Below are 13,001 nucleotides of genomic sequence, written 5' to 3' on the forward strand. Positions count from 1 at the left end.
TTGCTATGAAAAAGAAAAAATTAACACTAGGTTAGAACCAGTGTTCCTACAAAGATATATTTTTTTATAAAACACAAAAGTTAAATTATGAAAACATATCTTTTACTTTTTCAAAAAACGATTTATCGCTCTTCTCCGGATTGGGTGAAAAATTCTCGTCGCCCACCATTTTTTCAAAGAATTCGCGCTGTTCTTTATTCAGGGTTTTTGGTGTCCATACACTAATGTGCACCAACAGGTCTCCTTGGCCATATCCATTTATACTTGGTATTCCTTTGCCCTTTAACCGCAATATTTTTCCAGATTGTATACCTTCTTCCAGTTTAATACGTACTTTTCCGGTTACGGTATCTATTTCTTTTGAAGTTCCAAGAACGGCTTCGGCAATGCTAATGTAGAGGTCGAAATGAAGATTGTCGCCTTCTCTTTTTAATGTATTATGCTCGATTTCTTCTATGGCCACCAATAAATCGCCCGGAATTCCGTTTTTGCCCGGCGCATCGTTCCCTTTTCCGGTAACCTTAAGCTGCATTCCCTCCACAACTCCTGCCGGAATTTTTATGGATACTGTTTCTTCGTCTACTTTCAAGCCTTGCGCATCTGCATCATTCGGGCGGTTGTCTATTACTTCTCCGGCACCACCACACGTATTACAGGCGGTTGCTGTTTGCATTCTACCAAGAATAGTATTTGTTACCCTTGTAACTTGGCCGCTACCGTGACAAGTCGGGCAAGTTTTATACGTAACGCCACTGGCCTGTTTTTTCCTTCTTACTTTTACTTTCTTTTCTACTCCATTGGCTATTTCTTCCAAGGTAAGCTTTACCCGGATGCGGAGGTTGCTGCCCTTAACGCGGGCCCTTCCGCCACCGCCAAATCCGCCAAAACCACTAAATCCACCACCAAAGGCACTTCCAAAGATATCTCCAAATTGACTAAAGATATCGTCCATGTTCATGCCTCCGCCACCAAATCCTCCGGCACCGTCAAAGGCTGCATGCCCATACTGGTCGTAACGTTGTTTCTTTGCGGGGTCGCTCAATACTTCATAAGCTTCGGCAGCTTTTTTAAACATACTTTCGGCTTCGGCATCGCCGGGGTTTTTGTCCGGGTGGTACTGAATGGCCTTTTTACGGTATGCTTTTTTTATTTCTGCTGCGGTAGCATTCTTATTAACTCCTAATATTTCGTAATAATCTTCCTTCATGTATAAATAAGTATTGAATTTTTTGCCTCGCCGTGCGAGATTTTGACGTTTTATGGCTGTTTTTTACGTGCGCCAAAAATATTGATAAATGGATTATTGCCCCACCACTACTTTGGGATGACGTATAATTTTGTCTCCAAGTGTATATCCTTTTTCCACTACATCTACTATTTTTCCTTTCAGTTCCTCGGTCGGGGCCGGAATTTGGGTAATAGCCTCGTGCATTTCGGCATCAAATGCATCGCCGGGCTTTACCGTTATTAAAGAAAGGCCTTTTCCGTTCAAGGTATTCCTGAATTTATTGCTAATAAGCTCTACCCCTTTTAAAAGCTCTTTGTCTTCACTTTTTGATATTTCGTTGAGTGCACGGTCAAAATCATCCAAAACAGGTAACATGGAAACCATAATATCCTGCCCGGCCGTTTTAAACAGCTCGATGCGCTCTTTGGAGGTCCGCCTTTTATAATTTTCAAATTCGGCAAAAAGCCTTAAAAACTTATCTTTTTCGGTGGCCAGTTCTTCTTTTAGTTTTTCTTCTTCAGTAAGTTCCTCCTTTTCATCAACTTCGTCAATGACTTCCTGGCCTGCGTTTTCTTCAGCAGCAAATTGTTGGTCTGCTATTGCTTCCTTGTTATCTTCTTCCTTAGACATGTTTTTATCTTTCTTCTAATTTTTTATAATTCAACTGAAAAAATATTTACCCGGTCATAGTTTGACCATTGCCGCGACAAACATTTTATTTTCTTTTTTGAAGTGGCAAAAGTATTGCCATTTATTTAAAAATGTCAAAATGTCACCAAAAAAATTAGTATAATTTTAATAGCATTATTCGATGTTATTTCTATTTTTGGTACGCTAATCAATAAAAAACATATTTAAGATGAAGAAGAATTTTTTATCTATTTCGTTAATAGCATGCCTAACTGTCTTTACGGCATGTAAGACCGAAAAAAAGAATGAAACCAGCGCAAACGACGCTGAAACCGTTACCGAAACCACTGTTGAAGCAGTAAAATACAAGGCCGTACCGGAAGAAAGTATTATTGAATGGAAAGGCTCTAAACCTACTGGAACGCACACGGGGACCATCTCTTTGGAATCTGGCGTAATAGCAATAAAGGACGGTGCGCTTGAAAGTGGGAATTTTTTAATCGATATGAACACGATTACCGTAACCGACCTAGAGGCAGGCGACGGGAAAGAAGACCTTGAAGCACATTTAAAAGGCACTGTTGAAGGAAAAGAAGACCACTTTTTTAACGTTGCCGAACATCCAACCGCTTATTTTGAAGTTACGGGGATTGAAGAAATAGAAGGCAAAACACACATTAAAGGAAACCTTGCCATTAAAGGTACCAAGAAAAACATTTCTTTTCCGGTGACCGTTACCGAAAATGGCGATGTTGCCACTTTGACAAGCGAGCCCTTTACCATAGACCGTACCAATTGGAACGTAAATTACGGTTCTAAATCTGTATTTGATGATTTAGGTGATAAGTTTGTAAATGATGATATTGAGCTTGTTGTAAAGGTAAAAGCAAAAAAAGCTTAAAAAACACAACGACTAAAAACATTTCTAAGCCAGTTCTTCCCGGAACTGGCTTTTTTCGTTTACCACATCCCCTATTGCAACCGTAATGTTTGAATAATTAAAACGATAGCCTGTTTCTTCTATTTTTTTGGCACTCACCCGTTGGCTTACATATAACAAATAGGCCATTTTCCCCAATATCAGTTTCATTAAAGCCATGGGAATATTGGGCCATATAATTGGTTTTTTATAAGCATGCGCTATTTCGTGCATAAGTTTGTTGTTTGTAACCGGGTTGGGCGCCACGGCATTGTATATCCCTTCCAATTGGTTCTCAACAATGTGCAGGTATATTTTTGCTATATCGGTAATATGTATCCAGCTTTGCCATTGCTCCCCATTTCCATAAACAGCCCCTGCAAAAAACTTTATGGGCTTGGCCATTTTGGGCAATGCGCCCCCATTGGCAGCCAATACAAGTCCGGTTCTAACAATGGCCACGGGAAAGGTATGTGCGTCGAGCTCTTTGGCAGCCACTTCCCATTTGCTCACCACCCGCCCTAAAAAGGAATTATCTACCTCATTGCAGGCCTCGTCGTAATAATTGGTATAAGAATGCGGATAAATCCCAATGGCAGATGCAGATACAAAGGATTTAATAGTATGGTCTGTTCGTGCTATGGCTTCATTTAAAAGTTCCAGGGGTTTTAACCTGCTACCCATTATTTTCCGTTTGTTTGTAGGTGTCCATCTTTTGGAGATGCTAACACCCGAAAGGTTTATCACGGCATCCACACCTTCAAAACAAGCCATATCTATACGTTTCTTGGAAGGGTTCCAGTAAAATCCGTGATAATTTTCTGAAACCACAATTTTTTTCTTACTTGTAGAAAGATAATTAACAGTATATCCCCTGTTGTGGCATATCCTTACAATTTCGCTCCCAATCAGCCCAGTTGCTCCTGCTATTAAAATTTTCATTCGTTTAGCTTTAATATCATTTGACGAATAAGTCCTTGGAAAGAGCAGTTACCAACTACAAAAATACAGCCGTCCATTTGCCCGTAAACTTATTTTAGAATAAATATACTGAACTTAAACTACTAAAGAATGTAAATTAAATTAGCTTTAACAGTCTCATTATAAAGATTTAACGTATTTGAAGATTTTTATTAGCAGTTCTTAACAGCCCTTAACATTTCCCGTTTTCCGGGAGGGCCCGGCAATTTTTCTACCATAAAGCCCACTTTTTGCATGGCGCGCCTTACACTTCCTTTTGCCGCATAGGTAACCAATATTCCATTGGTTTTTAGCGCATTGTACATTTTTTCGAAAATTGCTTCTTCCCAAAGTTCTGGTTGCACACGGGCCCCAAAAGCATCAAAATATACAATATCAAAAAGGTTTACATCTGTAATTTCTGAAAAAAATTGTTTCCTTTTTTTTAATTGAAAAAATTTGGACACTCTTTCGTAATCTTCCCAGTCTATTTCGTGCATTTTATTAAAGATTGCCCGTTTTTCTTCCGCCTTTAACTCCTCCACATAATTGAGCAAGGCTATTTCTTCGGCTTTTACCGGATAGGCCTCTACCCCATCATATTTAACTTGAACCCCACTATTTTCGGCTTCCAGATAGGTAATAAAAGCATTGAGCCCCGTACCAAAGCCTATTTCCAGTATGGAAAGTTCTTCTGTTTTATTGTTTTTCAAATAAGGGTAAAACCCGCTATTTATAAATACATGATAGGCTTCTTGTATGGCACCGTGTTTGGAATGGTAATGTTCGTTCCAGTTTTCAATATAAATAGTGGTAGATCCGTCGGAGGTTTTTATTATCTTTCTTTCCAAATCTGTATGGCTATTGGTTTTGCTGTTTTGCAATAAGCACGCCATCTGCTTCAAAAGAATAAGTAATCAACGGTTTGGTTATGGCGGCTATTTCTTCTTTTGTTTTCCCGGCATCTTCGGCATAATGCCTGCGTTCTTCTACGGGCATTTCATTTAAAAAGGCTTTTCCTTTTATTATTACTTCTTCACCCGTAATGTCTTTTGGCACAAAAAAACCATAATCCTTAAATTTCACCAAAGCTTCGGAGCCATCTTCCAAATCTAGTTTCATCCAGCATCCTTTGGCCTTGCAGACATCGGTTACCTGTGCCCGCAAAGTATAAACCGCGGTATCGCCGACCTGCATGTTATTATATTCTTTTTGCATTTTCCCGGGTTCGGTTATACCCGTTGCGGCAATAGTATCGCCATAAATATTATATGCTTCTGCTATTTCTTTTTTTTCGCCATCTGTGTTGGGCTTGCACCCAATTAATGCAGCGATACAGGCCATTAAAATATAATTGGTTTTCATAGTTAACGTTTTTATCAAAAAAAGCATTACAAAATAACTTATTTTTGTCTTAAATAAATACTCTTTTGCTGGAATATTTTCTAATTTAGCAGAAATAATGATGCGTTATGAGCAAGGAAACCATTACCAAGATCGAAATTGAAAAAGCAGCAACATCCAAAATAAACGATGTTGATTTTAACAACCTGTCTTTTGGAAGCATTTTTACAGACCACATGTTTGTTTGCGACTATAAAAATGGTTCGTGGCAAACACCAAAAATAATTCCGTACCAAAAGCTCATGCTTGATCCTTCGGCACGTGTATTTCATTACGGCCAAGCAGTTTTTGAAGGAATGAAGGCCTATAAAGATGACGAAGACGGCATTTGGCTATTTAGACCGGATGAAAACTTCCTCCGGATTAACAAATCGTCTAAGAGATTGGCAATCCCGGAATTTCCGGAAGAATATTTCTTTGATGGTTTGAACACGCTTTTAAAACTGGACAACAAGTGGATAAAAAAAGGATTTGGAAACAGCCTTTACATACGTCCTTTTGTTATTGCCACCGAAGCCGGAGTATCGGCATCGCCTTCCAGTGAATATAAATTTATAATTATCTGTTCGCCGGCTCAATCGTATTACGGTGGTGAAGTACGCGTTAAAATTGCAGACCATTACAGCAGGGCCGCAAGTGGTGGGTTTGGCTTTGCCAAGGCTGCCGGAAATTATGCCGGGCAGTTTTATCCCACGAACATTGCAAAAGAAGAAGGTTTCCAACAGGTAATCTGGACAGATGCCAATACGCACGAATATCTGGAAGAAGCCGGGACCATGAACGTTTTCTTTAGAATTGGGGACAAACTGGTTACCTGCCCGATAAGCGACCGTATCCTGGATGGCGTTACCAGAAAAAGTGTCATCACTATGGCGAAAGACTTAAATATTGAAGTAGAGGTACGCCCAATAAAGGTTGCCGAAGTATTGGAGGCAAATAAAAACGGGACTTTAAAGGAAATTTTTGGTAGCGGTACCGCCGCTGTAATAAACCCTATTGCCGGGTTTGGCTACAAAGGCGACAAATGGGAGCTTCCAAAAATAGAAAATTCGTATGCAAAGAAAATAAAAGAGGCCATCATGGATATTCAGTACAACAAAGCTGAAGATAAATTTGGATGGCGCATAAAAGTTGACTAACACGCAATATAAAAACCCCACGCTGGCAGCGTGGGGTTTTTATTGCTTATTTTTGAATTACCCTTTTTATGTCGGGCTTAAAATAATTAGGCCCTTTTAGCACCTTGCCGTCTTCCCGGTAAATAGGCTTTCCATCTGCCCCAAGCTTGCTCATATTGCTTAGTTGTATTTCGTTAAACACATCTTCAATTACATGCTGCATCCCGTGTTCCAAGATGGTACCGCACAAAATATAAAGCATATCGCCAAGGGCATCGGCTACTTCAACAAGGTCGTTATTCTTTGCGGCCTCCAGGTATTCGTCATTTTCCTCGGCCATTAAATTATGCCTTAATACAATTTTTGCTTCGTCGAGTTTGGCAACCGGGGCATTTAAAACGCCCAACCCAAATGCATTGTGAAATTTTTCTACGGCCTGTATTTTATCCTTCATTTATTTTGATTGTTTTCTTCTTTCGTGAAAAAGAAATTAATATAATATTTTACTATGGCTAATTTGACTAATTTTGTTCAAAATTAAAAATATTTATGTTCAGTAATGGTCAATTAGTTTTTGCAGGCTTATTTGCTTTATGCTTTATAATTGTTATGATTTTCAGTTACAAACGAGATAAAAAAATCCATATAAAGCAATACCGAGACACAAAATGGGTTTTAATAGGCTTTATCATTTTCTTAATATGTTTGATATTAATTAAACTTTTAACAAAAAACTAGTGTTTAAATCAAGAAAACACCACGCATCTCCATTAAAAGTAAATTTCTTCAATCATTATTAGAATTTATACGACAAATTACTTAAATTTGTACAAAGCAATCAACTTAAGCAATGATGATTTTCTTTACCATATTATTCAGTCTACTGATAATTAATGTTGTGTTATTATTATTCAGTGTAAATAGACTTCCAAAAACCAAAGCAAAAAATACTGCAATTTACCAAAAGCAGTATAGTGCTCTAAAAACGGAAAAAGAAGTTAAAAACAAAGAATACGATACGGTTCTTAAAGAAGCCATATAGTTTATATATTCAACATTTGTTATGAAAGTATTTAAAAATTTTCACCTTTAATGTACATTTTTCGTACATTAGGCAGGTAAAACGTGCCGAAAGCTATGAGAATTTTAAAATACCTTATATTCTTATTTTTAATTGTAACAATTGGTTTTGCCATATACATTGCAATTCAACCTGATAACTACAAAGTTACAAGGACTACCGTTATTAACGCACCTCAATCTGTATTGTATAATTATATAAACGACACCAAAGAATGGCCCAATTGGGACCCGTGGTATGAAAAAGACCCCAATGCACAGCTTACATACGGAGAAAAAACAAAAGGTGTAGGCGCTACCTATTCCTGGAATGGTGAGGTTATAGGAAAAGGCGAAATTAAAACTACTTACAGCACCATAGATTCCATAAGCCAGAATATACATTTTATAAGTCCTTATGAATCTTCTGCACACGATTTTTGGAAACTAGAACCTTCCAACCAGCAAAACGCAACCATTGTTACCTGGGGAATAGAAGGCGAGCTCGGTTTTATGGAAAAGGCCATAATGCTGTTTCAAGGGGGCATGGAAAACAATATTGGCCCCGATTTTGAAAGAGGACTTAAAAAACTGGACAGCCTTGTTCTTGCCGATATGAAAAAATACAGCATCTCCCTGATTGGAAAAACCGAATACGGAGGGGGCTATTACCTATACCAAACAGCCAGCTCCAAACAAAACGAGGTGGATCTTGCCACCAATAAAATGTTTCCAGAGCTAGGCGCATTTATGGAGCAAAACTACATAAGTCCCTCCGGAACCCCATTTACGCTTTTTGAAGAATGGGACGACACCAATAATACCGCTATATTTTCTGCCTGTATCCCGGTCAAGGAAAAGATCACGACCCCTCCGGGAAGCATGATTTTATGCGGGTACATGGAGCCCGGAGTTTATTTCAAAACTATTTTGAAAGGAGATTATGTAAACATGGACGAAGCATGGAGCAAGACCCGGGAGGCCATTAAAAAGAACGAAATAGCAATAGACCCGGCAAGGGATGCTTTTGAAACTTACATAAAAAGTCCGGATGAGTACCCAAATCCCGCAGACCTCTTGACTGAAATCTACATTCCGATTATTGAAAATGCCGAACGGCCAGATTGATTAATTTACAATACATTATTTTTGTATAAAACTCATTTTGGATGAAACAACTCTTTTTTGTTTTTATAGGCGGCGGGCTAGGTAGTATTCTTAGATACTTAATTGGCAAATACCTTAATTCTGCCGTTTCCGGGATTCCCTATGGCACTTTTGCCGCCAATATCCTTGGGAGCCTTATTATAGGTTTTATACTTGGCCTTGCCGCCAAGCACAATTCGTTGACCCAAAACCAATTGCTTTTTATCGCTACCGGTTTTTGTGGCGGTTTCACTACTTTTTCGACGTTTGCCTTTGAAAATCATGTTTTTTTAAAGTCCGGTGATTTTTTAAACTTTGCAGCATATGCAATTATAACCTTTATAGTAGGAATTTCTGCTGTGTTTTTTGGGGCATGGCTTATAAAGTTTGTATAAATACTTCTTTAACACCATTTATTCTTTTTCAATCGGCTTTGCTATTTTCTTCATATAAAATGTTGTGCTTACCTGTGCACTATTTTGCCGGATTCCCATGTAATTAAAAAAGCCTTCCTCTTTCTTTTTCATCAAAAACTAAAAAAACTTCAGAAGAAAAAATTTAAAATAATTCCTTTTATTATACTTACCCCTAATTTTTAAGGGGGTTAATTTAATAATTCAATAAAAATTACATATATACCCCCGATTTTTTTTATGGTAACAATTTTTTAACATAGTTTTAGGCAAACAAATCATTTAAATATGAAAAAAATTGAAGCCATTATTCGTAAATCAAAATTTGATGACGTGCGGGACGCATTGCATCAAGTAGAAGTAAACTTTTTTAGTTACTGGGATGTTACGGGAGTAGGTAACGAGAAAAAAGGCCATGTATATCGTGGCGTGAGTTACAGTACCGCAGACATCCAAAGACGCTATTTATCAATCATTGTTTCTGATGAATTTGAAGAACGTACGATTGAAGCTATCCTTAAGTCGGCATATTCAGGAAATGTTGGCGACGGAAAAATATTTATATCTCCTGTAGAAGAAGCCTATCGCATTAGAACGAGAGAAAAAGGCAAAGAATCATTGAAATAATCAACTAAACTAACTTAAAAATCATTTTATGGAAACAAACGTCATTGAAACAAATGCGGTTTTAGACTTGATGTGGATATTAATTGCGGGGATACTCGTATTTTTTATGCAAGCAGGTTTTACCCTTGTTGAGTCTGGGTTTACCAGATCTAAAAACGTTATCAATATAGTAATGAAAAACTTTGTGGACCTTATTGTAGGTTCGTTGGGTTTTTGGATTATCGGTTACACAATAATGTATGGGGAATCCATTGGAAGCTTTATAGGTTCTCCCTCCCTATTTTATAGTGTACGTGAAGACATGCATAACTTGTTCTTTCAAACAGTATTTTGTGCCACGGCCGCTACCATAGTTTCCGGGGCCGTTGCCGAAAGAACAAAGTTTTCTACATATGTAATTTTCTCCTTGATCATGACCATATTTATTTACCCCATATCCGGGCATTGGGTATGGCAAGGAGACGGATGGTTAACATCTTTAGGGTTTATTGACTTTGCAGGGTCTACCGTGGTACACTCTGTAGGTGGATGGGCCGCATTGGTTGGCGCTGCACTGGTAGGGCCTAGAATTGGAAAGTATACCGAAGGAAAATCGAATGCCATTCCCGGCCATAACATGATGTACGGCGCATTGGGTGTGTTCATCCTTTGGTTGGGCTGGTTTGGTTTTAACGGTGGTTCCGAGCTTGCCATTAGCGGCGATAGCGCCTTTAACGTGGCTGGTATTATTATAACCACCAATCTTGCTGCTGCCGCCGGTGCAATTACGGCACTGTTCCTTACTTGGGTGCGTTACGGAAAACCAGAGGTGTCCATGACATTAAATGGTGCCTTGGCCGGACTTGTGGGAATTACCGCGGGCTGTGCTGCCGTTTCTCCTTTAAGTGCAGCTATTATTGGCGTGATATGCGGACTTACAGTGGTGTTCTCTATTGAGTTTATCGACAAGAAACTTAAAATAGACGACCCTGTTGGTGCGGTATCTGTACATGGTGTATGCGGAGCGCTGGGAACTTTACTGGTTGGCGTTTTTGCCATAGACGGTGGCTTGATTAACGGTGGCGGATTTGCACAACTTGGTGTTCAGGCCATCGGGGTTATTGCTATTGGTGCATGGGCACTGATAACTTCCTTTATTGTTCTTTTTATTCTTAAAAAGACAATGGGGCTAAGGGTTACCAAAGAAGAAGAGATTGAAGGATTGGATATGCATGAGCACGATGGTGCTGCTTATCCTGACTTTACCATAGATCGTTAGTTAGTTTTTATTAAACAAGGGTAAAAAGAACGGAGCGGTATTTGGCGGTACGCTCCGTTCGGTAACCCGATCATAAAAAATTAACGACTGTTTATTTGACCAATTCTAATTAAACCAAACAACAAATTAACTTTTATTATTATGAAAGCGATTACAACAACAAATGTCGTAAAAAATATATTTTTTCTAGCTATTTCATTAACTAGTTTAGGTGCTTTTGCCCAGGAAGAAGACAAAAAATTTAACTTTAGCGGTTCTGCGGACGTATATTGGAAAACCAATTTAACGGGAACCAATGAAGCAGATGAAGATGGCAACTTTAATACGCCCCCAACCTCTTTTGCTAACAGAAGTGGGTTTTCTTTGGGGATGGCCAATTTAATTGCTAGTTACGAAGGCGAAAAAGTAGGCTTTGTTGCCGACCTTGTTTTTGGCCCCCGTGGAGAAGATGCCGTGTTTTTATCGACTGGATCTGCCAATATTGTAAACCAATTGTATGTATACTGGAACGTAAGCGAGAAAGTAAGGCTTACCATGGGTAACTTTAATACCTTTTTAGGATATGAAGTAATTTCTCCTGTTGGTAACTTTAACTATTCTACCTCTTATATGTTTTCTTACGGGCCTTTCTCTCATACTGGTTTGAAAGCAGACTTTACTTTGTCTGAAGATTTTTCTTTAATGTTGGCTGTTATGAACAGTACCGATTTTACCGAGATCAATCTTGACGGAAGTTATACTGCTGGTGCACAACTGGGGTATAAAGGTCAGTATTTAAATCTTCTTTACGGTGCCCAAACAGGTTTACCGGGAGAAACTTTCCAGATTGACTATACAGGCGGATTTGATTTAACCGATGCTTTTTACCTTGGTATTAATACCACTTATAATACTACTGATGATTCTGGTTTTTATGGCTTTGCTCTTTACCCACAAATGACTACCTCTGAAAAATTCTCTATAGGACTACGTGGTGAGTACTTTAAAGAGTTTGATGGTGGTGTTGGCGTATTTGGACTGGCTCCAGACCAAGATGCAGATGTTTTTGAGTTTACACTAACTGGAAACTACTCTATTAATGACCTAACTTTTAAACCTGAGCTTAGATTCGACAGTGCTTCTGAAGATATTTTCCTAGATGGTGATAATGAACCTACAGGAAGTTTGGCATCGTTTTTAGTAGCGGCTGTTTATTCTTTTTAATTAACCAACAAAAGTTCAATTTGGTTTGTACCTGACCTAACCAAAATGAATACTACCCATAGTATGGGTTGAAAAGAAATTTATAATTAGCCGTTTACTCGTTCTAAGTAGTAACCTTAGGGTTACAAGGCCTAGCGGTGGCTCCGCTAGGCTTTTTTATGCACTATGGTGCTTTAATTATATTTCCTTTTTATAGCAATATACTTTTTAAATGTGCTCCAATACTAATTGAACACGCTCCAATACTAATTGAATGTTCTCCAATACTAAATGAAGGTGCTCTTTTATTATTAATGGATATCCGTTGCATTTTTTGTGTGCTGTTATTGCTTATAAATGCTTTATATATATTATAAGGTATTTACCTTTGGAATAGATATATTGCATATTCCTATTTGCTTATATTCTGCGCTATGACCGCCATAAAGGCTTTTTACATATAGTTTAACTTCTTTGGCTATCTGTGCCATACTACGCTCGTCGTTATACATAATTTTATTTCGCTCTATCATGGCAGTTTTATAATTGTTGTAGGTTCTTTTTACCTCGGCGTTTTGATGGTATAACTTGTCTGACAGCTCTCTTAAAGAAACAAGTTTAAGGTCTTCTTCATTTGGGTTGTATATTTCGCTTTGCCTTATTACCTCTAGACAATTACTGAAATGGTCTGCTAATTTGCGGAACGACTGCTCTGATGTGGAGTTGTGTTTTTTCTTTATTGTAAGGCTCAAGGCACTTTCCTTATTTTCTGTTTTTGAACTGCTCTTGCCCTGTATTTTATTGTTAAGCGAATTTACCCTTCTTATAAGCGTTTTATCGGCTCCTGAGATTTTAAAACTGTTTGTTATTCTTGTACACAAGGGTCTTATTCCTGCAAAAGTTTCATAACGCTCTCCTGTTGCTCTATCAAATATGGCTTTTGTTGTTGTAACATTTTCCATAGTGGCCTTGACATCGTTGTATTTGTTGGTTAGGAAATTAACCTTTAACTCGCTATTTGCAGGATTGTATGTTTTTCCATAGCCCGTACATACTA

The 13,001-nt window shown here is 38.3% G+C and carries 14 protein-coding genes; 7 read left to right on the forward strand and 7 right to left on the reverse strand.

All coding sequences use genetic code 11. The annotated features are described in order from the left end of the window. Positions 1-85: 85 nt before the first annotated feature. Positions 86-1,207, reverse strand: a complete 1,122-nt coding sequence (gene dnaJ, locus UXI14_RS01765) for a molecular chaperone DnaJ (protein WP_335964525.1) — start codon at positions 1,205-1,207, stop codon at positions 86-88. A gap of 93 nt (positions 1,208-1,300) precedes the next feature. Then, positions 1,301-1,858, reverse strand: coding sequence for a nucleotide exchange factor GrpE (locus UXI14_RS01770; RefSeq protein WP_335964527.1), 558 nt, complete (start codon positions 1,856-1,858; stop codon positions 1,301-1,303). Positions 1,859-2,087: 229 nt separating this feature from the next. On the opposite strand from UXI14_RS01770, the gene UXI14_RS01775 reads away from it, so the two are divergent. Then, positions 2,088-2,759, forward strand: coding sequence for a YceI family protein (locus UXI14_RS01775; protein ID WP_335964528.1), 672 nt, complete (start codon positions 2,088-2,090; stop codon positions 2,757-2,759). Between the two features lie 24 nt (positions 2,760-2,783). Here the strand turns inward: UXI14_RS01775 and UXI14_RS01780 are convergent, their stop codons facing one another. The 3 genes from UXI14_RS01780 to UXI14_RS01790 form a co-directional block, all read right to left on the reverse strand. Then, on the reverse strand, positions 2,784-3,719 hold the full coding sequence (locus UXI14_RS01780) for a TIGR01777 family oxidoreductase (protein ID WP_335964529.1): 936 nt from the start codon (positions 3,717-3,719) through the stop codon (positions 2,784-2,786). 191 nt (positions 3,720-3,910) lie between these two features. After that, the gene (mnmD, locus tag UXI14_RS01785) at positions 3,911-4,588 is read right to left on the reverse strand and encodes a tRNA (5-methylaminomethyl-2-thiouridine)(34)-methyltransferase MnmD (protein WP_335964530.1); all 678 of its coding nucleotides are present in this window, start codon (positions 4,586-4,588) and stop codon (positions 3,911-3,913) included. Between the two features lie 10 nt (positions 4,589-4,598). Next, positions 4,599-5,102, reverse strand: coding sequence for a DUF4920 domain-containing protein (locus tag UXI14_RS01790; RefSeq protein ID WP_335964531.1), 504 nt, complete (start codon positions 5,100-5,102; stop codon positions 4,599-4,601). A 107-nt stretch (positions 5,103-5,209) separates the two neighbouring features. Here UXI14_RS01790 and UXI14_RS01795 point away from each other — a divergent pair, with 107 nt between their 5' ends. After that, positions 5,210-6,280 carry a branched-chain amino acid aminotransferase gene (locus UXI14_RS01795; protein WP_335964532.1) on the forward strand — a complete coding sequence of 357 codons (1,071 nt, stop codon included), beginning with the start codon at positions 5,210-5,212 and terminating at the stop codon, positions 6,278-6,280. Positions 6,281-6,326: 46 nt separating this feature from the next. Here the strand turns inward: UXI14_RS01795 and UXI14_RS01800 are convergent, their stop codons facing one another. Beyond that, complete coding sequence (locus tag UXI14_RS01800) at positions 6,327-6,713, reverse strand: nucleoside triphosphate pyrophosphohydrolase family protein (protein WP_335964533.1); 387 nt, start codon at positions 6,711-6,713, stop codon at positions 6,327-6,329. A 683-nt stretch (positions 6,714-7,396) separates the two neighbouring features. Between UXI14_RS01800 and UXI14_RS01805 the strand changes: the two genes are divergently transcribed. The 5 genes from UXI14_RS01805 (at position 7,397) to UXI14_RS01825 (ending at position 11,965) form a co-directional block, all read left to right on the forward strand. After that, positions 7,397-8,446, forward strand: coding sequence for an SRPBCC family protein (locus UXI14_RS01805; RefSeq protein ID WP_335964534.1), 1,050 nt, complete (start codon positions 7,397-7,399; stop codon positions 8,444-8,446). 41 nt (positions 8,447-8,487) lie between these two features. Further along, entirely contained in the window at positions 8,488-8,859 is a 372-nt protein-coding gene (gene crcB / locus UXI14_RS01810) for a fluoride efflux transporter CrcB (RefSeq protein WP_335964535.1), read from the forward strand. Positions 8,860-9,165: 306 nt separating this feature from the next. Next, complete coding sequence (locus tag UXI14_RS01815) at positions 9,166-9,504, forward strand: P-II family nitrogen regulator (protein WP_335964536.1); 339 nt, start codon at positions 9,166-9,168, stop codon at positions 9,502-9,504. 28 nt (positions 9,505-9,532) lie between these two features. Beyond that, complete coding sequence (locus UXI14_RS01820; protein ID WP_335964537.1) at positions 9,533-10,762, forward strand: ammonium transporter; 1,230 nt, start codon at positions 9,533-9,535, stop codon at positions 10,760-10,762. 141 nt (positions 10,763-10,903) lie between these two features. Next, positions 10,904-11,965: a porin gene (locus UXI14_RS01825; protein WP_335964538.1), complete on the forward strand. Its 1,062-nt coding sequence runs from the start codon at positions 10,904-10,906 to the stop codon at positions 11,963-11,965. 350 nt (positions 11,966-12,315) lie between these two features. Here UXI14_RS01825 and UXI14_RS01830 read toward each other — a convergent pair. Beyond that, a partial coding sequence (locus tag UXI14_RS01830) for a hypothetical protein (protein ID WP_335964540.1) occupies positions 12,316-13,001 on the reverse strand: 686 nt, incomplete at its 5' end.

Source organism: Galbibacter sp. PAP.153 (assembly GCF_037029175.1).
Classification (GTDB): Bacteria; Bacteroidota; Bacteroidia; order Flavobacteriales; family Flavobacteriaceae; genus Galbibacter; species Galbibacter pacificus.